Below are 24006 nucleotides of genomic sequence, written 5' to 3'. Positions count from 1 at the left end.
GTGCCCGCCCCCGACGAATCGGAAACGAGCACCGCTGTGGAGGAGCCTCACGCGTCGGCGGTCTCCGTGGCCTCGCGACGCTCGCCCCACACCTGGCGGGCGATCTGGCTGAAGGCCTCGACCGGCTGCGCGCCGCTCACGCCGTATTTGCCGTCGATGACGAAGAAGGGCACACCGGTGATGCCGAACTGGCGGGCCTGCTCCTGGTCGGCGCGGACGGCCGCGCGGAAGCGTTGCGAGGCGAGGGCCTCGCGGGCCTCCGCCTCGTCGAGACCGACCTCGACGGCGAGGGCGATCAGGTCGTCGTCGCGACCCACGTGCTTGCCCTCGAGGAAGTACGCCGACATGAGCACCTCGGCGAGCTCGAGCTGCTTGCCGTTCTCCTTCGCGAAGTGCAGCAGTTCGTGCGCCTTCACGGTGTTGGTGTGCTTGAGGATGTCGAAGCGGTACGCGAGTCCCGCATCGGCGGCGACGCCGGTCACGCGGTCGAGCATCTCGCGAGCGGACTCGGGCGAGATGCCCTTGTGCTGCGAGAGGTAGTCGACCTCTCCCCCGTCGAAGTCCTCGGGGGTGTCGGGCGAGAGCTCGAACGAGTGGTACTCGATCTCGACGACCGGCGCGTCGTCGTCAGCGGCCGTGGCGGCCAGGCCGTTCTCGAGGTTCCGCTTGCCGATGTAGCACCAGGGGCAGGCGATGTCACTCCACACGTCGATCTTGATGGCATCCGTCATATCGCGTGCAACCTCTCGAATCGTCGATCTATTCCGTCAACGGCATCGATCACGCCGTCGGCTTGTCCACAGCCCCTCCGAACCGGCGATCGCGCGACTGGTAGTGCTCGATGGCCTCCCACAGGTGCGTGCGACGGAAGTCGGGCCACAGGGTGTCGAGGAACACCATCTCGGCGTACGCCGACTCCCAGAGCAGGAAGTTCGAGGTGCGCTGCTCGCCGCTCGAGCGCACGAAAAGGTCGACGTCAGGCATGTCGGGCTGGTACAGGTTCTTGCGGATGAGCTTCTCGGTCACGGCCGAGGGCTTGAGCTTGCCGGACGCGATGTCGTCGCCGATGCGGCGCACGGCATCCACGATTTCGACTCGGCCGCCGTAGTTGACGCACATCGTCAGGGTCAGTGTGGAGTTGCCCTCGGTCAGGCGCTCCGCGTGCTGCAGCTCTTTGATGACCGAGCCCCACAGGCGCGGCTTGCGACCCGACCAGCGGATGCGCACGCCCCACTCGTTGAGCTGATCGCGGCGGCGGTGCAGCACCTCGCGGTTGAATCCCATGAGGAAGCGCACCTCGTCGGGTGAGCGCGACCAGTTCTCGGTCGAGAAGGCGTAGACCGACAGGTGCTTCACGCCCGCCTGAATGGCACCCGCCACGACGTCGAGCAGGGCCGCCTCACCCGCGCGGTGGCCCTCGACGCGGGTCAGGCCCTGCCGGTTGGCCCAGCGGCCGTTGCCGTCCATCACGATCGCGACGTGCTCGGGAACCGCGCCCTTCGGGAAGGCCGGCGGGTACTCGCCCGTCCAGTCGAGGGGGCGGTACGGCACGGCGTCGCGGTGCGTGAACGGCTTGGGTGTCATCGATGCGACTCCAGGTGCGAGAGGGAGCGGATGCCGCGCTCCAGATGGAACTGCGCGTACGCCGCCACGAGGCCCGAGGCCGCAGCGATCGTGCGTCCGGGGGCGGCGTCGATCGTCTTCCACTCCCCGGCCATGAGGGCGCGGAGCATGTCGACCGTGTCGCGAGCGACGCGCGGCGAACCCGCGGGGGCGCAGGTCGAGCAGACGACGCCGCCGAGTTGCGGCAGGAAGTAGTCGTGGTCGCCGATGGTGCCGCAGCGCGCGCACTCGGTCAGGCCGGGCGCCCACCCCGACAGGGCCATCGCGCGCAGAAGGTACGAGTCGAGCACGCTGCGCTCGGAGTGCTCACCGCGCGCAAGCGAGCGCAGCCCACCGACCAGCAGCAGGTACTGCTGGGGCGTCGCCTCGGCCTCGTTGAGGCGGTCGGCGGTCTCGACCATCGCGCTGGCGGTGGTGTACACGTCGTAGTCCGCCACGATCTCGGCCCCGTACGACCCGAGCGATTCGGCCTGCTGCACGATATCGAGGTTGCGACCCTTGAACAGCTGCACGTCGGCCACCATGAACGGTTCGAGACGCGAGCCGAACTTCGACGAGGTGCGACGTACGCCCTTCGCGACCGCGCGGATCTTGCCGTTGCGGCGGCTGAGCAGGGTGAGGATGCGGTCCGCCTCCCCGAGCTTGTGGGTACGCAGGACCACGACCTCGTCGCGGTAGGTGGGCACAATCCATTATCCGCCCGCTCCCCCGTCAAGCGGCCCCGAGTTGCCGTGGCGCGCCGCTCGGATCAGCGCGAGGTCGCCGCTCTCTGCTGAAGGGGCCATGATCCGTCGGGGATCGGCAGGTCGGGGCGGGTGTGCTGGAGGAAGTCGATGAGCTGGGGGTAGCCCAGCATGAGACGGGTCGCGCCGAATCGGGTCGTGCCCTCCGTCTTCGCGAGGATGCCGCCGAACCGGTCGCCCGGATTGGGCTCCAACCGGGTGATCTCGGCTAGCGGCACCGCGTTCGGTCCGCGCACCAGACCGAACGACCACACCAGGTCGGGAGTGACTTCCAGTCGCATGCGCTTCATCCCCCGCGCCAGGAGCACGAAGAGGAATCCGCCGACGAACATCGCCGCCCCGGCGATGACCATGCTCGTCTCGGGATCCTTCACGCCCGCCGCGGCCAGGAGCAGGAGGCTGCCGAGCACGATGACCGAGATGCCGACCGTGCGGATGAGGACGCGTTGCCATTTCCGCGTCGACACGACGAACAGCACGCCCTCGCGCGTCGCTCGAGCCGTCGCCGCCGACGGTGAACGTCGGATGATCGCCGTCACGATCGTGGTGATCGCCCCCGCGACGAGCACGGCCACCGCCACGCTCGAATTCGCCCCCCAATGCATCTGCAGTCCCCTCCGGCGACTCGTGGTCGCATCGACGTTCCGGGCGCACCGAACTGGCCCCCCTGCCCTCGATGAAATCGCATCCGAGCTGCTTGAGCTCACCCTGGACGGCGACCCGCCCCGGGTGCTACGCATCGCGGGCGCCGCGGTGACGCGCGTATCTCCGACTCCGCGCACGCGCCTCCGCACGCCGATCGCGCGCGTCCCGGAGAATGGATGCCGTGAACGCCTCGGTCTTCGTCATCCCCCTGTGGGCGGATCTCACCGCCGTCGCCCTGGGTGGTGTGCAGGGCGCGCTGTTCGCGTCCGGCTTCCAGGGGCAGCGACGCCTCGATCTGCTCGGGGTGGCGATCATCGGCATCCTGCTCGGGATGGGCGGCGGTCTCATCCGAGACCTGCTGCTCGGGCTCACCCCCGCCACGCTGCAGAGCAACTGGTATCTGATCACCGCGACCCTCGCGTCGATCGTCGGGATGCTCCTGTCGGGTATCTTCCAGCGGCTGAACCGTGCGATCGTCATGCTCGACGCCGTCGTCATCGGTCTGTTCGGAGCCTTCGGGACCTCGAAGGCGCTGGCACTCGGCATGCCGGCAGTGCCCGCGGTGTTCGTGGGCGTCCTGGCGGCCGCCGGCGGCAGCGTGCTGCGCGACGTGCTCATGGGCCTGCCGGTCGCGATCATGCATGTCGGCTCGCTCTACGCGGTGGCCGCCGGCGGCGGGTGCGTCGTGCTCGCCGCGACGGCGGCGTTCGGCGTGCCGCTTCCGATCGCGGCGGTGATCGGCGTGATCGTGACGACGATAATCCGCGTCCTCGCCGTGATCTTCGACCTCTCGCTGCCCGAGCAGCGCAAGATCTACCGCCGCAAGGTCGCGGTGGAGACCACCGGCATCCCGATCATCCGTTCCGACGGCGGCGAGTGAGGCGGTCCCCGCGCGCGTGAGTCGCCAAGATCCGTCGCTCGAGCACCTGCTGAGGCGACAAAATTTGGCGACTCGCGCGAGACGGTTCGCCGTCAGGCGAGGGGCGTGACCTCGTCGCCGACGCGGATCGTGCCACCGTCGGCGACCGGCAGCAGCAGAATGCCCAGCGTCGGCTCGGACTGGCCGAACTCACTCGTCAGCACCCGCAGCAGCCGGGCGTCGCGCACCCCCGTGTCGGGGTTCGCGGTGATCGCGGCGCAGCGCTCGATCGGCTTCTGCACCTCGAACTCGACCTCGCCGATCCGCACGCGTCCCTGCCACTCGAGCTCGGCCCACGGCGCGGTGCCGCCGACGACGATGTTCGAGCGGAACCGGCGATCGTCGACGGGCGCCGGCACCGCGGCATCCACCTCTTCGACCGAGGCGGAGCCGTGCAGCGAGATGAATCCGCGCGGGCGGTCCTGGAAGCGTGCGGTGCGACCGTCACCGAGAAGACCCAGGGGCAGGATGCCGTCGGCCTCGAGCAGCTTCTCATCGCTCGTCGTGCGCAGGTAGGCGGTGACCGCCTCACTGAGTCGGGCGCGGCCCGCGTCGCTGAGATCGGCGGTGACGTCGATGTCGTCGACCCGGAGCCGCAGCGTCAGCGCGTCGTCGTCGAGGGTGAGGTCGACGCGCGCCAACGTCGGGAAGGTCATGAGCGCGAGTCCGCGACTCTTGGGGAACGTGGCATCCGCCGGCTCGAGGGCATCGGCGAAGCGGAACACGAGCGAGCGGTCCCCCTGAACGCGGCCGTCGTCCTGGATGACGAGGCTGTCGCGCTTCTCGGGCGTGAAGCCCTTCACGGGGTAGCGGTAGAGGGCGTCGACGCGGATCACGGTCTCATCCTCGCATCGACGCCCACCCGCGATCACCAGCGGGCGAGAACCTCGCCGTGCGGCAGCAGGATCCACCCGTCGGGGTGCTCGGCCCACTCCCGCCACGCGTCCGAGATGCGCTGCAGCTGCGCGTCGTCGGCCAGGCCGAGGCGCTGCGCGTGTCCGGCGAACGCCGAGGCGAGCACGCGGTCGGCCCACATGTCGCCCCACCACGCGCGCCTGTCGGGCGTGTCGAACACCCACACGCTCGCGCTGGCCTCGATGCGGGTGAACCCCGCCTCGCGCGCCCACGCCTTCAGCCGCCGACCCGCGTCGGGCTCGCCCGACGATCCGCGGTGCACGCCGTGGTAGATCTCGAGCCAGTCGTCGAGAGCGGGGATGAGCGGATGCCAGATCACGCCGCCGTAATCGACGTCGCGCGCCGCGACCAGGCCGTCGGGCCCCGCGACGCGGTGGAACTCCCGCAGGGCGTCGATGGGACGCTCGAGGTGTTGCAGCACCTGGTGGGCGTGGACGATGTCGAACGAGGCGTCGGGCACGTCGAGGGCGTAGGCGTCGCCGGTGCGGAAGGTCACATTCGTGCGCTCCCCCGCGGCGGCTCGAGCCACCTCGACGACGTCCGACGAGGCATCCACCCCGACGACCTCTCCCGGGCAGACCCGGTCGGCGAGGTCGATGGTGATGGAGCCGGGGCCGGCGCCCACATCGAGGATGCGGGTGCCGGCCGACAGCGAAGACACCAGATAGGCCGCCGAGTCGGCGACAGTGCGCACGGCGTGGGAACGCAGCACGCTCTCGTGGTGTCCGTGGACGTAGGCCACGGTCTTCGTCTCTTTCGCGCGGGTCAGACGCCGGCCAGGGCGCCGGAGTCCTGACGGGTGCGGATCGCGCGGTTCACGCCCGACACGATCGCCTTGAGCGACGCGGTCGAGATGTCGCCGTCGATGCCCACGCCCCACAGGCGCTGGTCGTCGACCTGCAGCTCGACGTAGGCCGCGGCCTGCGCGTCGCCGCCCGAGCTGAGGGCGTGCTCGACGTAGTCGTACAGCGTCACATCGAACCCCTGTGCGCGCACGATCTCGAGGAAGGCTGCGACGGGACCGTTGCCCACGGCCGAGGCCGGGTGCGTGGTGTCGCCGTCGCGCAGCGAGACGTCGAGGTGCACGTCGCCCGACATGTCGCTCGACGAGCGCGTCGACAGCAGCTCGAAGCGGCCCCAGCGCTGGTCGTCGACGGTCGAGGGCAGGTACTCGTCGTTGAAGATGTCCCAGATCTGTGCGCTCGAGACCTCGCCGCCCTCGGCGTCGGTGCGCGCCTGCACGACGCCCGAGAACTCGATTTGGAGCTTGCGGGGCAGGTCGATCGCGTGGTCGGCCTTCAGCAGGTACGCGACGCCGCCCTTGCCCGACTGCGAGTTGACGCGGATGACCGCCTCGTACGACCGGCCCAAATCCTTCGGATCGATGGGCAGGTAGGGAACGGCCCACTCGATCTCGTCGACCGTCTTCCCCTCGGCGTCCGCGCGGGCCGCCATCGCCTCGAAGCCCTTCTTGATGGCGTCCTGGTGCGAGCCGCTGAACGCGGTGAAGACGAGGTCGCCGGCCCAGGGGCTGCGCTCGGGAACGGGCAGCTGGTTGCAGTACTCGACGGTGCGCTTGACCTGGTCGATGTCGCTGAAGTCGATCTGCGGGTCGATGCCCTGCGTCAGCAGGTTGACGCCGAGGGCGACCAGGTCGACGTTGCCGGTGCGCTCACCGTTGCCGAACAGGCAGCCCTCGATGCGGTCGGCACCGGCCATGTAGCCGAGCTCCGCGGCGGCCACGGCGGTGCCGCGGTCGTTGTGCGGGTGCAGCGACAGGATGACGTTCTCGCGGTGGTTCAGGTGGCGCGACATCCACTCGATCGAGTCGGCGTAGACGTTGGGGGTGGCCATCTCGACCGTGGCGGGCAGGTTGAGGATGACCTTGCGCTCGGCGGTCGGCTCGAAGACCTCGAGCACCTCGTTGCAGATGCGCAGGGCGAACTCGAGCTCGGTGCCGGTGTAGCTCTCGGGCGAGTACTCGTAGTAGACCTCGGTCTGGGGAATCGTCGCCTCGTACTTCTTGCACAGGCGCGCGCCCTCGAGCGCGATGTCGACGATGCCCTGCTCGTCGGTGCGGAACACGACCTCGCGCTGCAGCACGCTCGTGGAGTTGTACAGGTGCACGATGGCCTGCTTGGCGCCGGCGATCGCCTCGTAGGTGCGGGCGATCAGGTGCTCGCGCGCCTGGGTGAGCACCTGGATGGTGACGTCGTCGGGGATCAGGTTCTCGTCGATGAGCTGACGGACGAAGTCGAAGTCGGTCTGGCTCGCGCTCGGGAACCCGACCTCGATCTCCTTGTAGCCCATCTTCACGAGCAGGTCGAACATGACGCGCTTGCGCTCGGGGCTCATCGGGTCGATCAGCGCCTGATTGCCGTCGCGCAGGTCGACGGCGCACCAGCGGGGTGCGACCTCGATGCGCTTGGAGGGCCACGTGCGATCGGGCAGGTCGACCCGGATCTGCTCGTGGAACGGACGGTACTTGTGCACCGGAGCGGAGGTGGGCTTCTGGGTGTTCTTCATGATGTGTCGCTTCTTTAGATTCGTTCGGTGGGGCCGACGACGATCTCCGCGACGAGGAAGGCCCTTAGATCGAGGACTCGTCGCGGCAACCAAGAAGAAGCTGGCCACCGAAGCGCATGCAGCGATCGTAGCAGTCCCTCACGAGGCGCTCCGTCGGGCGGCCGCCCACTCGTGGTCGAGCACGGCGTAGACGAGCAGGTCGCTCCAGCGGCCCTTGAACCACTCGTTCTCGACGAAGTGCGCTTCGCGTCGCATACCGAGCCGTTCGGCGAGGGCCGCCGAGCGGACGTTGTCGGCGTCGATCTGTGCCGTCAGCCGACGCAACCCGTACACGTCGAATGCGGTGTCGATCAGGGCGCGCACCGCTTCGGTGGCCAGGCCTCGACCGGATGCCGCGGGGCTCAAGACCCACCCGATCTCGGCCGATCCGGCGTCGGCGTCGAGGTGGAAGAGCACGAGGTCGCCGATGACGGTGCCGTCCCTCTCGATGACGAGGACGACGCCGCCACGCTCGCCCTCGAGGGTCGTGCTGCCGAACAGGTGGCCGATGCGGCCCCGGATGTCGTCCGGCGACTGGGGCTCGAACGGGAGGAAGCGGCACACCTCGGCGTCACCGCGGTACGCGGCCATGGCCTCGAGGTCGCGCTCTTCGAACGGGCGCAAACGTACGCGCTCGCGGGTCACCTCGAGGGCGTCCGGCGCGGGCGGCAGGACGAACGGCGACGCGCTCACGGCAGCAGGGCGACCTTGCCGCCGGGGTGGCCGTCCATGACGAAGCGCACCGCGTCGATCGCCTCGGCGAGCGGGTAGGTGCGCGCGACGGGAACCTTGAGAACTCCGGACGCCGCGAGCTCCAGCACCCGCGCACGCGCGATGTCGCGGAAGCGGGCGCTCTCGGGCCGCGCTCCGGCGATCCAGAGGAACCCGTCGGCCTTCGCACGCTCGGGATCGACGATCGTGACGATGCGGTCGCGCTTCGCCACGAGGGCGAGAGAGACGTCGATGGCCTCGTCGGTGCCCACGGCGTCCCACGCGGCGGCGATCGGGGCGCCCTCGGCCGCCTCTTCGACGCGCTCGCGCAGTCCGTCGCCGTAGGCCACCGGGACACCGCCGTAGCGACGGACGCGTTCCGCCGAGTCCTCGGCATCCGGACCCACCGTGCCGATCACGCGGACGCCGAGCTCGCGCGCCTGCTGGAGCAGGCTCACGCCCACTGCGCCGGACGCCGCGTGCAGCAGCACCGTCTCACCCTCGGTCACGCGGGTGACCTGGATCATCTCGGCCGCGGTGGTGCCGGCCAGCAGCAGGTTCGCCGCCTCGGCGTGCGAGAGGGTCGCGGGCTTGGCGAACACGTCGCGGGCCGGAACCGTGATCTTGGTCGCGTAGGCGCCTTGCACGCGGAACGCGACGACCTCGTCGCCGACCGTCAGCTCGCCCGAGCCGCCGACGGCACCGGGACCGACGGCCGTGACCTCGCCCGAGAGTTCGTAGCCGATCGGCACGGGGAACTCCGCGCCGGGACGCGCCGAGGCGACGTGCTTCGCATCGGCCGGGTTCACACCCGCCGCGTGCACGCGGATCGTCACCTCGCCCGAACCGGGGGGTGCGACCTCGACCTCGTCGAAGCTCCACTGATCGATGGGCCCGGGAGCCGGAGCCGTCCACCTCTTCGCCATGGTCACGCCTTTCGTTTCGCGTCGTCGCCGCTGAGCGTAGCCCCCGGCGTGAGGTGTGCTGCCCGGGTCGGTCAGAAGCCCAGGCGGCCGAGCTGCTTCGGGTCGCGCTGCCACTCCTTGGCCACGCGGACGTGAAGCGAGAGGTAGACGCGTCCGCCCACGAGCGGCTCGATGCCGGCGCGGGCGCGTGCGCCGACGTCGGCCAGGCGCGAGCCCTTCTTGCCGATGATGATCGCCTTCTGGCTGTCGCGCTCGACGACGATGTTGGCCCACACGTCGGTGAGATCGCTGTCTTCGCGCTTGGCGACGTCGTCGACGGTCACGGCGATCGAGTGCGGGAGCTCGTCGCGCACGCCGTGGAGGGCGGCCTCGCGGATGATCTCCGCGATGCGGTCGTCGAGGGCCTCGTCGGTGACCACATCGTCGTCGTACAGAGCGGGCCCGACCGGCATGAGCGCCAGCAACTCGTCGCTCAGCACGTCGAGCTGGTCGTTCGTCACGGCCGAGAGCGGGATCACCGCGGCCCAGTCCTCGCGCAGGGCGTCGACCTCGATGAGGCGCTCGGTGATCTGATCCCGCGTCGCGGCGTCGGTCTTGGTCACCAGAGCGACCTTCTTGGCCCGCGGGTAGCCCGAGAGCGACTCGGCGATGCGGCGGTCTCCGGGGCCGACCTTTTCGGTCGCGGGGGCGCAGAACGCGATCACGTCGACGTCGCCGAGCACCTGCTCGACGAGGTCGTTCAGCCGCTGACCGAGCAGGGTGCGGGGGCGGTGGATGCCGGGGGTGTCGACCACTACGAGCTGGCCGGCCGGACGGTTGACGATGCCTCGGATCGCGCGGCGGGTGGTCTGCGGCTTGTCGCTCGTGATGGCGACCTTCTCGCCCACGAGGGCGTTGGTCAGCGTGGACTTGCCGACGTTCGGCCGGCCCACGAAGGTCACGAAACCGGATCGGGTGTCGGTCATCTGTCGTTCCTCTCACGCGACGAGGCGTCGGCCTCGGCGTCTTCATCGTCCATCGTCTCAGCCCGCTCCACGATCACGGTGGCGATTCCGCGGTTGCGGCCGCGAGAGGCCCCGCCGGTCATCACGAGGCCGGAGTGCTCGGCGGTGGCGCCGGGCTGCGGGATACGGCCGAGCGCCTTGCCCAGAAGCCCGCCGATCGAGTCGACGTCTTCGTCGTCGAGCTCGAGACCGAACAGGTCGCCGACCTCGTCGAGGCCCAGCCGCGCGTTGACGCGGTATCGGCCGTCGGGTAGCTCCACGATCTCGGTCGAGGGGGCGTCGTACTCGTCGGCGATCTCGCCCACGAGCTCCTCGATGAGGTCTTCAAGGGTCACGAGACCCGCGACGCCGCCGTACTCGTCGACGACGAGGCACACATGCACGGCGTCTTTCTTCATCTGCTGCAGCAGGGTCTCGGCCTTCATCGACTCGGGGACGAAGACCGCGGGCCGCGCGATGCGGCGGATCGGAGCATCACGCCACCCGGCCTCGTCGCGGAAGCCGAACTGGACGAGGTCCTTCAGGTACAGCACGCCCACGACATCGTCGGCTTCGTCATCGGCGAGGGGGATGCGCGAGACGCCCTTCTCGAGGAAGAGGGCCAGGGCCTCGCGCGAGGTGGCGGCCGCGTCCACGCTCACCATGTCGGTGCGGGGCACCATGACCTCGCGCACATAGCGGTCGGTGAAGTCGAAGACCGAGTGGATGAGTTCGCGGTCGTCCTCTTCGATGAGTTCGTTCTCAGCCGCTTCGTCGATGATGCTGAGCAACTGCTCTTCCGACGCGAACGACGTCGAGTGCGCGACTCCCGGCGTGACGCGGTTCCCCACGGCCACGAGCCCGTGTGCGAGGGGTCCGAGCAGGATTCGCATCCCCCGGATGACGGGCGCGCCGCCTCGCAGGAGCCCCCGAGCGTGCTGGCGTCCGACTGAGCGCGGGCTCGCCCCGACGGCGACGAACGAGATGCCCGTCATCAGCACCGCCGCGGCCAGAACGGCGAGCAGGATGTTGTCGAAGATCAGCATGAACGCGGCCGCGACGAGCACGGCGGCGGTCGTCTCGGCCAGAACGCGGATGAACGAGACGGCGGTGACGTGGGCATTGGTGTCGTCGCCGATGCGGCGTAGTGCCCGAGCGTTACGGCCGCCCGATCCGAGCTCGATCAGATCGACTCTCGAGGTCACGCCCAGGGCCGCCTCGAACGCCGCCATCAGCCCGCCGAAGGCGACGAGCAGGAACGCGGCGACGAGGAGGAGGGCCTCGGTCATGCGCGGCGCTGGCGCTCGACGGCCTGGAAGCCGGCGATGAGCTCGCGCTGCAGACCGAACATCTCGCGCTCCTCATCGGGCTCGGCGTGGTCGAAGCCGAGGAGGTGCAGCAGGCCGTGCGTCGTGAGCAGGATCAGTTCGTCCTGCGTCGAGTGCTTCGCGGCGACCGCCTGGGTCTCGGCGACGGCCGGGCAGAGCACGATGTCGCCCAGCAGGCCCGCGGGGGTCGGGGCGTCTTCGGAGCCCGGACGCAGCTCGTCCATCGGGAAGCTCAGCACGTCGGTGGGGCCGGGCTCGTCCATCCACTGCACGTGCAGGGACTCCATGGCACCCTCGTCGACGAGCACGATGGCCACGTCGGCGTCGGGACTGACGTGCAGCTCCTGGAGGTTGAACTCCATCAGACGCAGCAGGACCTGCTCGTCGATCTGGTGGTCGGACTCGTTGTTGATCTCGATCGTCATGAGCGGTTTCGTCTCGGGAGGTGATCGCGGGGACCGGCGGCACCGGGGCCGCGTCGCTCCGCACGGGTGGCGAATTCGGAGGCCTCGTCGCGTTCACGTCGAGCGGCCAGGCGCTTCTCGTCGTATTCGCTGTACGCATCGACGATGCGGCCGACGAGGTTGTGTCGAACGACGTCGTCGCTGGTCAGGCGCGAGAAGTGGATGTCGTCGATGTCGTCGAGGACCCGCGTGACGAGGCGCAGTCCCGAGGCGCCCTGCGGAAGGTCGACCTGCGTGATGTCGCCGGTGACGACCATGCGCGTGCCGAAGCCCAGGCGCGTGAGGAACATCTTCATCTGCTCGGGCGTGGTGTTCTGCGCCTCGTCGAGCACGACGAACGAGTCGTTGAGCGTGCGACCACGCATGTAGGCCAGTGGGGCGACCTCGATCGTTCCCGTCGCCATGAGCTTGGGGACGATGTCGGGGTCCATCATCTCGTTGAGCGCGTCGTAGAGCGGCCGCAGGTACGGGTCGATCTTGTCAGTGAGCGTGCCGGGGAGAAACCCGAGCCGCTCCCCCGCCTCGACGGCGGGACGCGTGAGGATGATGCGGTTGACCTCTTTGCGCTGCAGCGCCTGCACGGCCTTCGCCATCGCGAGGTAGGTCTTGCCGGTACCGGCGGGGCCGATGCCGAACACGATCGTGTTTTCGTCGATGGCGTCGACGTACTCCTTCTGACCAGCGGTCTTGGGCCGGATGGTCTTGCCGCGCGACGACAGGATCGCCTCGCCCATGACCTCGGACGGACGGGGGCCGCCGTCGGAGCGCAGCATGCGGTTCGAGCTGGTCACGTCGGCCGGGTCGAGTCCGTGACCCGAGCGGGTCATGCTGAGCAGTTCGTCGACGAGGCCGCGGGCCGCGCGCACCGCGTCGGGCGTGCCCGAGAGGGTGATCTCGTTGCCGCGCACGTGCACGTCGACGTCGGGGTGCTCCTTCTCGACGACGCGCAGCAGGCGATCCTGCGGGCCGAGCAGTTGCACCATGGCCACGCCGTCGACCTCGATGCGGTCGGAAACGGTTTCTTCGGGGGAATCAGCCACCCAGGCTCTTTTCGTTCAGGCCGCCCGCGAGGACGTGGGCGTGCACATGGAAGACGGTCTGACCGGCGCCCTCGCCGGTGTTGAAGATCAGACGGAAGTCGCCGTCGGAGTGCTCGGCGGCGACGGAGTTCGCGAGGCCGATAACCTCGGTGAGCAGGTCGGGGTCGCCCGCGGCCAGCTCGACGACGTTGCGGTATTGCTGCGTCTTGGGGATCACCAGCAGGTGCACCGGCGCCTGGGGCGCGATGTCGCGGATCGCGAAGGCGTTCTCGGTCTCGGCGACGATCTCGGCGGGGATCTCGCCCTGCAGGATGCGCGTGAAGATCGACGGCTCGCTCATGGCATCCAGTCTAGTGAGGGCCTCCGACATCGAGGCGGGGCCGTTGCGCCGAGGCGAGGCCCAGATCACCAGCGCCCGTGCGCCGCCGACAGGACCGAGATGGCCGCGGCCCCCGCGGTGGAGGTGCGCAGGACCGTGTCGCCCAGGCGTACGAGTCGGGCGCCGGCATCGGCCAGGGCCGAGAGCTCCTCCGGCGCGATGCCGCCCTCGGGGCCGACCACGAGCACGACGTCGCGCCCGTTGGAGGCTTCTGTCGCGACGGACGTGAGACGGTCGGATGCCGAGGGCTCCAGCACCAGCACGAGCGAGGTCGCGGCGAGACGCACGAGGTCGGCCGTGCGGGCCACGCCCTCGACCTCGGGGATCCAGGCCCGGTGCGCCTGCTTGGCCGCTTCGCGGACGATCGTTCGCCAGCGGGCGAGGCCCTTGTCGGCCTTGGTATCCCAGCGCGAGACGCTGCGCGAGGCCTGCCAGGGCACGATCGCGTCGACGCCGAGCTCGGTCGCCGCCTGAACGGCGAGTTCGTCGCGGTCGCCCTTGGCCAGAGCCTGGACGAGCACGAAGCGCGGCGAGGGTCCGGGGACCACCTCGCGCCCCGTCACCCGTACCTCGACCTGTTTCGGTGACGCCGCGGTCACGACACCCGTGAGCCAGGCTCCGCGACCGTCGCCCAGTGTCACCCCCTCATCGACGCGCACGCGCCGCACGGCGGCGGCGTGGTGCGCCTCGGTGCCGGTCAGCACGACGGTGTCGCTCGCGTGGGCGTTCCCGGCGTCGTCGGTGACGAAGTGCAGCACCACGGTCAGTGCCGGAAGCGGTCGCGGAACTTGCTGAACATCCCCTGCTGGTGCTCGGCCAGCCGCGGCTTGGGGGCCTTCGTGCGCTTGGCGAACTCCTCGATGAGGGCGCGCTCCCTGTGGTCCAGACGCGTGGGGGTCACCACGTGCACTCCGACGCGCAGGTCGCCGCGCTGACTTCCGCGCAGCGGCGTGATCCCGCGGCCCTTGATGGTCAAGACGTCGCCCGACTGGACGCCCGGGCGCACTTCGAGGTCGACGCTGCCGTCGAGGGACTCGATAGACGTGTTCGTGCCGAGAATGGCATCCGGCATCGACACCTCGAGGGTCGCGACGAGGTCGTCTCCCTCGCGACTGAAGGCCTCGTGCGCTTCGACCGTGATCTCGAGGTACAGGTCGCCGTTGGGGCCGCCGGCGGGACCGACCTCGCCCGACCCGGGCAGCTGCAGACGCAGGCCCGACTCGACGCCGGCGGGGATGTCGACCGAGACCGTGCGGCGCGCACGAACGCGGCCCTGACCCTGGCACGTCCCGCACGGGTAGGGGATGGTCGTCCCGTGACCCTGGCAGACGCTGCAGGGGGCACTGGTGACGACGTTCCCGAGCAGGCTGCGAACCGTGCGCTGCACGTGGCCGGAGCCGTGGCAGATGTCGCACGTGACCTCGCTGGTCCCGGGCTGCGTGCACGCGCCCTGGCACGTCTCGCACAGCACGGCTGTGTCGACCTCGAGGTCGCGGTGGGTACCGAAGACGACATCGCCGAGGTCGAGGGTCACGCGGACCAGGGCGTCTTGTCCCCGCTCGCGACGCGACCGCGGACGCGGACCCCGTCCGCCACCACCCTGGCCGCCCCCGCCGAAGAACGTCTCGAAGATGTCGCTGAACCCGCCGAAGCCGGCCGCTCCCCCGCCGCCGAAGGGGTTCTGGTCGCCGCCCATGTCGTACCGGCGGCGCTGTTCGGGGTCGCTCAGCACGTCGTAGGCGTGGGTGACCAGCTTGAAGCGCTCGGAGGCGTCTTCTCCGGGGTTCACGTCGGGGTGCAGCTGGCGTGCCAGTCGGCGGTACGCCTTTTTGATGTCTTCGGGGCTGGCATCGCGTTCGACGCCCAGGACCTCGTAGTGGTCAGCCACAATCGCCTTCCTGTCCGCTTGCGCGGGGTCGTTCTCGGGTGGGGTGCTCGAAGGAGTCGACGTCAGCGAGACGCGTCGTCGTCTTCGAGCATCCGGGTCAGATAGTGCGCGACGGCACGGACCGCCGCGAGGTTGGACGAGTAGTCCATGCGCGTTGGACCGAGCAGCCCGACGCGGGCCCCGCCGGTGGATCCGTCGTACCGGCTGGCGAGCACCGAGGCCTCGATGAGTCCGAACGGCTCGTTCTCACGACCGATGCTCGCCGACAGCCCCTTCTCGTCGGCCACCATCTCGCTCATGAGACGCAGGAGCGTCACCTGCTCTTCGATCGCCTCCAGCAGCGGGTAGATGCTCCCGCGGAAGTCGGACTCGCGCTTGGCGAGGGTCGCGGCGCCGGCCATGACGAGGCGATCCTGACGGAACTCCTCGAGCTCCTCCCCCACGATGCGCAGCACCGCGTCGGCGAGCACGTCCAGCGTGACACCCGGGCGCGGCCCGTCGGCCAGCACGGCTTGCACCTGCTGCGAACTATCGGCGACGCTGCGCCCGACGAGCAGCGCCCCGACGCGAGCGCGTAGCTGCACGATGTCGGTCTCGCCGGGTTCTGCGGGCACGAGGGCGATGCGCTGCGAGACCCGGCCCGTGTCGGTCACCAGGATCACCAGCACGCGCGGGCCGCCGAGGGCGACCAGTTCGACGTGACTGACGTTGGCGCGGGCGAACGACGGGTACTGCACGATCGCGACCTGTCCGGTCAGCTGCGTGAGCGCGCGGACGGTGCGGGCGAGCAGATCGTCGAGGTCGCCCGCTTCGTCGAGGAACGACGTGATGGCGCTGCGCTGTGCGCCCGAGAGCGGGCGGAGCTCGGCGAGGTGATCGACGAAGACGCGGTATCCCTTGTCGGTGGGGACGCGCCCCGACGAGGTGTGCGGGGCGACGATGAGCTCTTCGTCCTCGAGCAGGGCCATGTCGTTGCGGATGGTCGCTGCCGACACCCCGAAGGCGTGCCGATCGACGATCGCCTTGCTGCCGACGGGTTCGCGCGTGTCGACGTAGTCCTGCACGATCGCGCGGAGCACCTGAAGGCCACGTTCCGACACCATGAGCTGCTCCTCCCGTCTGGCACTCGCATCTGCGGAGTGCCAATTCTACGGGATCGCCTCGGCACGGTGCCGAGGCGGCTCGCGGAGTCGCCCTCCGCCGGTCGTTCAACGCCCGAGAGCCCCCTCGGCGAGGTCGGCACGCGAGCACCGGAACGAGCTCCCCCACCGGCCGCGTCGCCGGTCAGACCGTGAGCGCCCGCACCACGGCATCCGCCAGGAGTCGTCCCCGCAGCGTCAGCACGATGCGCCCGTGAACGGCATCCCGGCCCTCGATGAGACCGTCGGCGATGAGGGATGCCACGGCCTTCCGCCCTTCGCCGACGATCTCGGACACGGCCAGACCCTCGCGGATGCGGCTGCGCAGCAGCACCGACTCCAGCCGTCGCGCGGTCTCGTCGGGCCGCTCGCGCGCGGCCGCGGGCGATTCGACCGAGGCCAGGCGTTGGGCGTACGCGGCGGGGTGCTTCACGTTCCACCAGCGGAGCCCCGCGACGTGGCTGTGCGCGCCCGGGCCGAAGCCCCACCAGTCGGTCCCCCGCCAGTAGGCGAGGTTGTGACGCGAGCGGTGCGCGACGTCGCGCGACCAGTTCGACACCTCGTACCAGTCGTATCCGGCGGCGGCGAGCAGGTCGTCGGCCAGCTCGTACATGTCGGCTTGCAGGTCGTCGGAGGGCTCGGCCACGACCCCGGAGCGGATTTGGCGCGCGAGCTTGGTGCCGTCTTCGACGATCAGCGCGTAGGCCGAGACGTGGTCGGGCTCGAGGGCCGTGGCCGCTTCGAGAGAGGCGCGCCAGTCGTCGAGCGATTCTCCCGGCGCGCCGTAGATGAGGTCGACCGAGACGTCGAGACCGGCACGGCGGGCCGCGGCGACGGCCGTGGCGACGTTCGCGGGATCGTGGGTGCGGTCGAGTGCGGCGAGCACGTGCGGCCGGGCCGACTGCATGCCGATCGACAGGCGGGTGACGCCGGCGTCGGCGAGCGTGCGGGCGACCGTGTCGTCGACGGTGTCGGGGTTGGCCTCGACGGTGACCTCGGCCCCGTCGGCGATTCCGAACTCCGAGCGGACCGCGTCGAGCATGCGCGCCAGGTCGCCCGGCGGCAGCAGGGTGGGCGTTCCTCCGCCGAAGAAGACGGTGGATGCCGCGCGGCGACCACCGGCGGCATCCATCACTCCACCCGCCAGACGCACCTCGGCGTTCAGCGTGTCGGCGAAGTCGTCTTGCCGGGCGCCGCGCAGCTCGCTGGCGGTGTAGGTGTTGAAGTCGCAGTAGCCGCAGCGCACGCGGCAGAACGGCACGTGCAGGTAGACGCCGAAGTCGGCGGTCGGGTCGATCTCGAGGTCGGCGGGCAGGTGTCCGTCGGCGGGGGCCGGGTCTCCGAGCGGGAGCGGACCACCCATCAGGACGAGTACAGCGGCGAGATCGCGCGCAGGTAGCGGGCGAACAGCGCCTTGCGTCGACGGCGCACGCGGCTCGAGAACAGGCGGTACGACGGAGCCGTCGGCCGATCGAAGGCGCGCACGACGAACCACACCTCGTCGTTGTCGCGCCACTCCACGGCGAACAGCTCTTCGCCGCTGACGATCGAGTGGCCGACGGTGCCGAGGATGAAGCCCACGCGGCGGGGCTCCTCGAAGACCGAGATCACGCGCAGCTCGGCGTCGGCGCGGTGGCCGTCGACCTTGCCGTGCAACCGCACGCCGGTGCCGGGGCTCACGAACGGCGTTCCGTCGGCGGCGAAACGCTGCTCGGCCTGCAGGCTCGACGGGGCCACCGGGGCGCCGTCGGCGTCGAAGCCGACGCCGGAGTACCCCGCGTTGGCGGCGGGCCGCACGTCCGTGATGCTCAACTCGCTGGTGCGCAGCGGCGCCCACGACAGCAGCAGTTCGCCCGCGGCCGCGAAGCGCTCCTCACCGCTGCCGATGCGCCACGAATCCTCGGCGGGGATCGAGTGCTCCGGCGGATACTGCATGAGATCGTGCGCCTGGGTGGCGCCGACAGCCGCGTAGTCGACCGTGTCATCGGTGAAGTTCTGCCTGCGCATGGTTCACCCCTCTCGGTGTGGTGCCTTACTTCTTGGTCTCGACGTCTCCCGACAGGGCGGCGATGAACGCCTCCTGCGGAACCTCGACGCGGCCCACCATCTTCATGCGCTTCTTGCCCTCTTTCTGCTTTTCGAGGAGCTTGCGCTTTCGGGTGATGTCACCGCCGTAGCACTTGGCGAGGACGTCCTTGCGGATGGCGCGGATCGTCTCGCGCGCGATGATGCGCGCACCGATCGCGGCCTGGATGGGAACCTCGAACTGCTGGCGCGGGATGAGCTTGCGCAGGCGCTCGGCCATGAGCGTGCCGTAGGCGTAGGCCTTCTCGCGGTGCACGATCGAGCTGAACGCGTCGACCTTGTCGCCCTGCAGCAGGATGTCGACCTTGACCAGATCGGCGGTCTGCTGACCTGCGGGTTCGTAGTCGAGGCTCGCGTAGCCCTGCGTGCGGCTCTTGAGGTGGTCGAAGAAGTCGAACACGATCTCGCCGAGGGGCATGTGGTAGCGCAGCTCGACGCGGTCTTCGCTGAGGTACTCCATACCGAGCAGCGTGCCGCGGCGCGTCTGGCAGAGCTCCATGACCGTGCCGACGTAGTCCTTGGGCAGCAGGATGCCGACCTTGACGATCGGCTCCGACACCGAGGCGACGCGGCCGTCGGGGTACTCGCTCGGGTTGGTGACGGACACCGTCTCGCCGGTGTCGGTCGTGACCTCGTACGTCACAGACGGAGCGGTGGTGATGAGGTCGAGACCGAACTCGCGCGAGAGGCGCTCGGTGATGATCTCGAGGTGCAGAAGGCCGAGGAAGCCGCAGCGGAAGCCGAAGCCGAGGGCGACCGAGGTCTCGGGTTCGTACTGCAGCGACGCGTCGGAGAGCTTGAGCTTGTCGAGTGCCTCGCGCAGCTCGGCGTAGTCGCTGCCGTCGATCGGGTAGATGCCCGAGAAGACCATGGGCTTCGGGTCGGTGTAGCCCGGCAGCGCGTCGGTCGCGGGCTTGCGGTGCGTGGTGATCGTGTCGCCGACCTTCGACTGGCGCACGTCTTTCACGCCCGTGATGAGGTAGCCGACCTCGCCCACGCCGAGACCCTTGGTGGGGACGGGCTCGGGGCTCGAGACGCCGATCTCGAGGGCCTCGTGCGTCGCGCCGGTCGACATCATCTGCAGGCGCTCGCGCGGCTGCAGGGCACCGTCGATCATGCGGACGTAGGTGACGACACCGCGGTAGGCGTCGTAGACCGAGTCGAAGATCATCGCGCGGGCCGGGGCATCGGCCGTGCCGACGGGGGCGGGAATCTTCGCGACGATCAGGTCGAGCAGCTCTTCGACGCCCATGCCGGTCTTGCCGCTGACGCGCAGCACGTCGGCGGGGTCGCCGCCGATGAGACCGGCGAGCTCGGCTGCGTACTTGTCGGGGTCGGCGGCGGGAAGGTCGATCTTGTTCAGCACCGGGATGATCGTCAGATCGTTCTCGAGCGCGAGGTAGAGGTTGGCGAGGGTCTGCGCCTCGATGCCCTGAGCCGCGTCGACGAGCAGGATCGCTCCCTCGCACGCCGCCAGCGATCGGCTGACCTCGTACGTGAAGTCGACGTGACCGGGCGTGTCGATCATGTTCAGGGCGAACGTGCCGTCACTGGTGGCCCACGGCATCCGCACCGCCTGCGACTTGATCGTGATGCCGCGCTCGCGCTCGATGTCCATGCGGTCGAGGTACTGTGCCCGCATATCGCGGTCGCTGACGACGCCGGTGATCTGCAGCATGCGGTCGGCCAACGTCGACTTGCCGTGGTCGATGTGAGCGATGATGCAGAAGTTGCGGATCTGCTCCGGCGGAGTGGCAGACGGCTCGAGGGGCTTCAGGGCGCGCGGTGACATGTTCCGTCGATTCTACGGTGGTGCGCCGACATCGCCGTCCCCGGAGGCTCGGCACCACGGCATCCGGAGCTTTTACAGTGGATGCCATGGCGGTCCAGGTCGTGCTCGTGCACGGCATCCGCACGTCCGCCACCATGTGGCGGGCGCAGGTCGCGCATCTGCGACGGCGTGGCACTCCGGTCACCGCGGTCGACCTGCCGGGCCACGGAACGCGCCGCGACGAGGCGTTCACGCTCGACGGAGCGTTCGCGACGATCGATGCAGCGGTACAGGATGCCGCGACCCGCGGTCCCGTGCTGCTGGTGGGCCACTCCATGGGCGGGCTGTTGTCCATCGAGTACGTCGGTGCCGAGCCTCGTCCCCCGGTCGCCGGTTTCGTCGCGGCGTCGTGCACGTCGCTTCCCCACGGCATCGGGCGATGCGTCCGCGTGTTTTCAACGCACTGCTGGAGGTGGCGCTCACCACGATCGAGGCATCGACCTGATAGACTCGGTCCTTGGCTTGCGTGTGGGGTTCTTCCCGACCTCCACGATCGCCGGTGCAGCGCCCCTCTACCGCTCGCCCGGCACATCCCATACTCACTCAAACGAAAGACCGTCGACGTGGCGAACATCAAGTCGCAGATCAAGCGCAACAAGACAAACGAGAAGGCGCGCGAGCGCAACAAGGCCGTCAAGAGCGAGCTCCGCACGCACGTGCGTCGCACCAAGGAGGCCGTCGTGGCCGGTGACAAGGAAGCGGCCCTCAAGGCGCTCGCCACCGCGACCAAGAAGCTCGACAAGGCCGTGAGCAAGGGTGTCATCCACCAGAACCAGGCCGCGAACCGCAAGTCGGCCATCGCGAAGTCGGTCGCCGCTCTCTGAGCCGCATATCGTTCCAGGCCCGTCCCGTGTTCCACGGGGCGGGCCTTTGCGTTCTCGTCATGACGCCATGCGACCGCGTGCCGCCCTGGCCGGGCGATCAGCCGTCGACGATGCTGTGCTGCAGTCGGTCGAGGGCAGGCAGCGCGGCGGCGATCGCGGCGACGTCGTTCGCGGATAGGTCGCGCAGAGCCACGCTGAGGATGTGTGCGGCCGAATCATCGAAGGCGCGCAGGCGCGTCTCGGCAAGTGGCGTGAGTCCGACGCGTGTACGTCGTCCGTCGCCGGCGACGAGGTGCCGTTCGATGAGATCCGCTTTCTCCATGTGCGAGATCAGGTTGCTGATGGTCGACCGGGCGAGACCGAGCGTGTCGGCGAGGTCGGACGGTGCGCTCTCCCCTGTCGTCGCGAGCGAACGCATGACCTCGATCTGCGCGTCCGGAATGTCCGGCAGGTCGGCTGCCGATCGGGAAGCCCGGAGGACGGCGCGGCGGAGCGGACCGAGCTGATGCGCCAGGAGGCCGGCGGTGTGGAGGATGCCATCGTCCATCGTCGAATTCTAGTGAAATATGTGTTTGACACCGAACTAGTTTGGTCACAAACTCATTTCATGAACGTCACCACCACCGTTGCCCACCCCGAACCGCCCCAGGATCTGTCCGGCATCGTCGGCCACCGCTTCATCTACACCTATGCCAACGGCTGGCGGTACGAGATGTACGTCAAGAACGCCACGACGATCGACTACCGCATCCACAGCGGACACGTCGGCGGCCGTTGGGTGAAGGATCAGACGGTAGACCTCGTCGCTCTCGCGCCGGACGTCTATAAGGTCTCGTGGAACGAGCCGACGGGCACGAGCGTCGTGGTGAACGTGCTCCCCGCCGCGCGCGTGCTACACGGCACCATCTTCTTCCCTCGGTGGATCGAAATCGATGGGCACAAGACCGTGCTGTTCCAAAACGACCACCTCGACGAGATGCAGCGTTACCGCGACGAGGGACCCACCTACCCGATCTACGTCGTTCCGGAGTTCGCCCACATCACGCTGTTCGAGCGCGTCGGCGAGAACGACGAGTCCGTCGTCGACACCGCCCCCGGCGACCTGCCCGCCGGCTGGTCGGAGCGGTCGAACTGATGGCCGCCGACCCGCGACACACCCCCCTGACCCTCTCTCACGGCGGTCGCACCCTGCGCGGCTGGCAGGGGGAGCCCGTCGCCGGCGCCTCGGCCGACGCGCCGCGGGTGCTCCTGGTCCACGGCTTCAGCGCCGACGCGACGGGCGGACACCAGCTGTTCGTGCAGACGGCGCGTCACCTCGCCGATCGTGGTGCCGTTGTTCGCAGCTACAGCCGGCTCGGCCAGGGGATGAGCGACGGCGAATTCGCCGACATCACGATCGGTGACGAGGTCGAGCAGGTGGTGGGCATGATCCGTGCCTTCGCCGTCGACAGGCCCATCCATGTCGTGGCGCACAGTCTCGGCGCCGTGGAGTCCGCTCTCGCCGCGGCTCGCGTGCCCGAGCTTGTGCGCACGCTGACGCTGTGGTCGCCCGCGGGCGTCGTCGTCGACGACATCACGGTGCATGACGCCATCCAGGGTCGGCCCCTCGCGCCGGCCCGTGCGCAGGGCTGGTTCGATTTCGGGGGGATGCCGCTCGGTATGGCGTTCGTCGACGAGGTGGCCGCGGGGCTCGACGTGTACGGACCCGTCTCGAGCTTCACCGGCCCCGCGGACATCGTGCATGGAACGCAGGACGTGATCGTGCCGGTACAGTACGGCGCTCGCTACGCAGAACTGCTTCCCGGGGCGTCACTCACCGTCGTGGACGGAGCGGACCACGGCTGGTCGTCGATTCCGTGGCGTCAGCGCCTGTTCGAGATTCTTGATGCGCGAGTGGGGTTCACGGCCTGAGTCCGAGCTCGCCGTCGCGTCGTGTCGGACGCGACGGCGAGCCACCGGCTAGCCACCGTAGGGTGCCCGAGTCGCGATGATCGTGATCATGCGCTCGAGAGCGAAGACGGGGTCTCGCGATGCGCCCTTCACCTCGGCGTCGGCGCGCGCGGTGGCATGGATCGCCATGCCGAGCGTGTTGCCGGTCCAGCCGACGAGGTCGCGGCGGGCGCGGTCGACCTGCCAGTCCTTCATGCCCAGGCGCTGAGCGAGCATCGACGACGACTCGCGGGTGCCCGCCACGCGCGCCATGGTGCGGAGCTTCATGGCGACCGCGGCGACGAGAGGCACGGGATCGGCCCCGGATGCCAGCGCGTGCCGCAACGCGAGCAGGGCGGGGCCGTACTGCCCGGCGATGGCGGTGTCGGCCACGGTGAAGGCCGAGGTCTCGACGCGGCCCCCGTAGTAGCGCTCGACGATCCGCTCGTCGATGTCGCCGGGGACGTCGGAGATGAGCTGCTGGCATGCCGCGGCCAGCTCGGTGAGGTCGTCGGCGAAGGCCGAGACCAGCGACCTGAGGGCGACGGGGGCGATGCGCTTCTGCGCGGCCTTGAACTCGCCGACCGCGAAATCAAATCGGTCGGAGTCGCGTTTGACCGCGGGGCAGGCGATTTCGATGCCGCTGCCCTGACCCGCGCGGATGCCGTCGAGCAGCTTCTTGCCGCGAACGCTCGCTCCGGTGTGGCGCAGGACGACCGTCGCGCCGTCCTGCGGGTGGGCGAGGTACGACACCGCCTCGGTGAGGAAGGTATCGCTGCATTTCTCGACGCCGCTGACGCGGACGAGTCGGGGCTCGCCGAACAACGATGGCGACGTGACGCTGAGCAAGGTGCCGGCGGCGTAGTCGTCGGCACGGATGTCGGTGACCTCGAGGCTCGGGTCCTCGCTCTTGAGCATCGATCGGATGCCTGCGATCGCGCGCTCGGCGCAGACCTCTTCGGGGCCCGAGACCAGAACGATCGGCGCGGGCTGAGGGGAACGCCACGACACCTGCGGAATGGCCGACTTCGCCTTGGCGGGGGCGGAGCGTCGGGGAGCCGGAGTCACT

The 24006-nt window shown here is 69.5% G+C and carries 26 protein-coding genes and 1 pseudogene; 5 read left to right on the top strand and 22 right to left on the bottom strand.

The window, feature by feature from the left end; all coding sequences use genetic code 11:
* Positions 1–47: 47 nt before the first annotated feature.
* From QBE02_RS02210 to QBE02_RS02195, 4 genes are all read right to left on the bottom strand, one after another.
* Positions 48–731, bottom strand: a complete 684-nt coding sequence (locus QBE02_RS02210; protein WP_279366959.1) for a DsbA family oxidoreductase — start codon at positions 729–731, stop codon at positions 48–50.
* Positions 732–780: 49 nt separating this feature from the next.
* Entirely contained in the window at positions 781–1584 is an 804-nt protein-coding gene (locus tag QBE02_RS02205) for an isoprenyl transferase (protein ID WP_279366958.1), read from the bottom strand.
* Positions 1581–2309: a DNA repair protein RecO gene (gene recO / locus QBE02_RS02200; RefSeq protein WP_279366957.1), complete on the bottom strand. Its 729-nt coding sequence runs from the start codon at positions 2307–2309 to the stop codon at positions 1581–1583. Before recO ends, QBE02_RS02205 begins: the two co-directional genes overlap by 4 nt.
* A gap of 62 nt (positions 2310–2371) precedes the next feature.
* On the bottom strand, positions 2372–2947 hold the full coding sequence (locus tag QBE02_RS02195) for a hypothetical protein (RefSeq protein WP_279366956.1): 576 nt from the start codon (positions 2945–2947) through the stop codon (positions 2372–2374).
* A 245-nt stretch (positions 2948–3192) separates the two neighbouring features.
* Between QBE02_RS02195 and QBE02_RS02190 the strand changes: the two genes are divergently transcribed.
* The gene (locus tag QBE02_RS02190; RefSeq protein WP_279366955.1) at positions 3193–3891 is read left to right on the top strand and encodes a trimeric intracellular cation channel family protein; all 699 of its coding nucleotides are present in this window, start codon (positions 3193–3195) and stop codon (positions 3889–3891) included.
* A 92-nt stretch (positions 3892–3983) separates the two neighbouring features.
* Here QBE02_RS02190 and QBE02_RS02185 read toward each other — a convergent pair whose 3' ends face one another.
* The 16 genes from QBE02_RS02185 to lepA all read right to left on the bottom strand — a co-directional run bounded on the left by QBE02_RS02185 (position 3984) and on the right by lepA (position 20145).
* Positions 3984–4766, bottom strand: coding sequence for an MOSC domain-containing protein (locus QBE02_RS02185; RefSeq protein WP_279366954.1), 783 nt, complete (start codon positions 4764–4766; stop codon positions 3984–3986).
* A gap of 32 nt (positions 4767–4798) precedes the next feature.
* Positions 4799–5587, bottom strand: a complete 789-nt coding sequence (locus QBE02_RS02180; protein WP_279366953.1) for a methyltransferase domain-containing protein — start codon at positions 5585–5587, stop codon at positions 4799–4801.
* Positions 5588–5610: 23 nt separating this feature from the next.
* A complete protein-coding gene (leuA, locus tag QBE02_RS02175; protein ID WP_279366952.1) occupies positions 5611–7371 on the bottom strand; it encodes a 2-isopropylmalate synthase in 1761 nt (586 codons plus the stop codon).
* Between the two features lie 138 nt (positions 7372–7509).
* On the bottom strand, positions 7510–8103 hold the full coding sequence (locus QBE02_RS02170; protein ID WP_279366951.1) for a GNAT family N-acetyltransferase: 594 nt from the start codon (positions 8101–8103) through the stop codon (positions 7510–7512).
* On the bottom strand, positions 8100–9047 hold the full coding sequence (locus QBE02_RS02165) for a quinone oxidoreductase family protein (RefSeq protein WP_279366950.1): 948 nt from the start codon (positions 9045–9047) through the stop codon (positions 8100–8102). Before QBE02_RS02165 ends, QBE02_RS02170 begins: the two co-directional genes overlap by 4 nt.
* A gap of 71 nt (positions 9048–9118) precedes the next feature.
* On the bottom strand, positions 9119–10012 hold the full coding sequence (gene era, locus QBE02_RS02160; RefSeq protein ID WP_279366949.1) for a GTPase Era: 894 nt from the start codon (positions 10010–10012) through the stop codon (positions 9119–9121).
* Positions 10009–11319: a hemolysin family protein gene (locus QBE02_RS02155; RefSeq protein WP_279366948.1), complete on the bottom strand. Its 1311-nt coding sequence runs from the start codon at positions 11317–11319 to the stop codon at positions 10009–10011. Before QBE02_RS02155 ends, era begins: the two co-directional genes overlap by 4 nt.
* The gene (gene ybeY / locus QBE02_RS02150) at positions 11316–11783 is read right to left on the bottom strand and encodes an rRNA maturation RNase YbeY (protein WP_074695013.1); all 468 of its coding nucleotides are present in this window, start codon (positions 11781–11783) and stop codon (positions 11316–11318) included. The genes QBE02_RS02155 and ybeY overlap by 4 nt, the downstream gene beginning before the upstream one ends.
* The gene (locus tag QBE02_RS02145) at positions 11780–12805 is read right to left on the bottom strand and encodes a PhoH family protein (protein WP_235557024.1); all 1026 of its coding nucleotides are present in this window, start codon (positions 12803–12805) and stop codon (positions 11780–11782) included. The genes ybeY and QBE02_RS02145 overlap by 4 nt, the downstream gene beginning before the upstream one ends.
* 49 nt (positions 12806–12854) lie before the next feature.
* Positions 12855–13202 (bottom strand): HIT domain-containing protein, encoded by a 348-nt coding sequence (locus tag QBE02_RS02140; RefSeq protein WP_056232343.1) that lies wholly within the window; start codon positions 13200–13202, stop codon positions 12855–12857.
* Between the two features lie 65 nt (positions 13203–13267).
* Positions 13268–14002 carry a 16S rRNA (uracil(1498)-N(3))-methyltransferase gene (locus tag QBE02_RS02135; protein ID WP_279366947.1) on the bottom strand — a complete coding sequence of 245 codons (735 nt, stop codon included), beginning with the start codon at positions 14000–14002 and terminating at the stop codon, positions 13268–13270.
* 2 nt (positions 14003–14004) lie between these two features.
* The gene (gene dnaJ / locus QBE02_RS02130; protein WP_279366946.1) at positions 14005–15129 is read right to left on the bottom strand and encodes a molecular chaperone DnaJ; all 1125 of its coding nucleotides are present in this window, start codon (positions 15127–15129) and stop codon (positions 14005–14007) included.
* A 62-nt stretch (positions 15130–15191) separates the two neighbouring features.
* Positions 15192–16232, bottom strand: coding sequence for a heat-inducible transcriptional repressor HrcA (gene hrcA / locus QBE02_RS02125; RefSeq protein WP_279366945.1), 1041 nt, complete (start codon positions 16230–16232; stop codon positions 15192–15194).
* Between the two features lie 181 nt (positions 16233–16413).
* Positions 16414–17631, bottom strand: a complete 1218-nt coding sequence (gene hemW, locus QBE02_RS02120; RefSeq protein ID WP_279366944.1) for a radical SAM family heme chaperone HemW — start codon at positions 17629–17631, stop codon at positions 16414–16416.
* Entirely contained in the window at positions 17631–18275 is a 645-nt protein-coding gene (locus QBE02_RS02115) for a DUF1990 family protein (protein ID WP_279366943.1), read from the bottom strand. Before QBE02_RS02115 ends, hemW begins: the two co-directional genes overlap by 1 nt.
* 25 nt (positions 18276–18300) lie before the next feature.
* The gene (lepA, locus tag QBE02_RS02110; protein ID WP_279366942.1) at positions 18301–20145 is read right to left on the bottom strand and encodes a translation elongation factor 4; all 1845 of its coding nucleotides are present in this window, start codon (positions 20143–20145) and stop codon (positions 18301–18303) included.
* Positions 20146–20231: 86 nt separating this feature from the next.
* Between lepA and QBE02_RS02105 the strand changes: the two are divergent.
* Positions 20232–20618: pseudogene (locus tag QBE02_RS02105) on the top strand (alpha/beta hydrolase); the annotation flags it as partial.
* Between the two features lie 129 nt (positions 20619–20747).
* Positions 20748–21008, top strand: a complete 261-nt coding sequence (rpsT, locus tag QBE02_RS02100; RefSeq protein WP_056231218.1) for a 30S ribosomal protein S20 — start codon at positions 20748–20750, stop codon at positions 21006–21008.
* Positions 21009–21105: 97 nt separating this feature from the next.
* Here the strand turns inward: rpsT and QBE02_RS02095 are convergent, their stop codons facing one another.
* Entirely contained in the window at positions 21106–21555 is a 450-nt protein-coding gene (locus QBE02_RS02095; RefSeq protein WP_279366941.1) for a MarR family winged helix-turn-helix transcriptional regulator, read from the bottom strand.
* Positions 21556–21615: 60 nt separating this feature from the next.
* On the opposite strand from QBE02_RS02095, the gene QBE02_RS02090 reads away from it, so the two are divergent.
* Positions 21616–22143: a phenolic acid decarboxylase gene (locus tag QBE02_RS02090; protein WP_279366940.1), complete on the top strand. Its 528-nt coding sequence runs from the start codon at positions 21616–21618 to the stop codon at positions 22141–22143.
* On the top strand, positions 22143–22919 hold the full coding sequence (locus tag QBE02_RS02085; protein WP_279366939.1) for an alpha/beta fold hydrolase: 777 nt from the start codon (positions 22143–22145) through the stop codon (positions 22917–22919). Before QBE02_RS02090 ends, QBE02_RS02085 begins: the two co-directional genes overlap by 1 nt.
* Before the next feature lie 48 nt (positions 22920–22967).
* Here QBE02_RS02085 and holA read toward each other — a convergent pair whose 3' ends face one another.
* Complete coding sequence (gene holA / locus QBE02_RS02080) at positions 22968–24005, bottom strand: DNA polymerase III subunit delta (protein ID WP_268104052.1); 1038 nt, start codon at positions 24003–24005, stop codon at positions 22968–22970.
* Position 24006 lies beyond the last annotated feature (1 nt).

This window comes from Microbacterium testaceum (genome assembly GCF_029761935.1).
In the GTDB taxonomy this organism is placed as follows: Bacteria; Actinomycetota; Actinomycetes; order Actinomycetales; family Microbacteriaceae; genus Microbacterium; species Microbacterium testaceum_A.
Note: the sequence above shows the minus strand (reverse complement) of the source record. Positions and strands in the feature narration are given on the sequence as shown.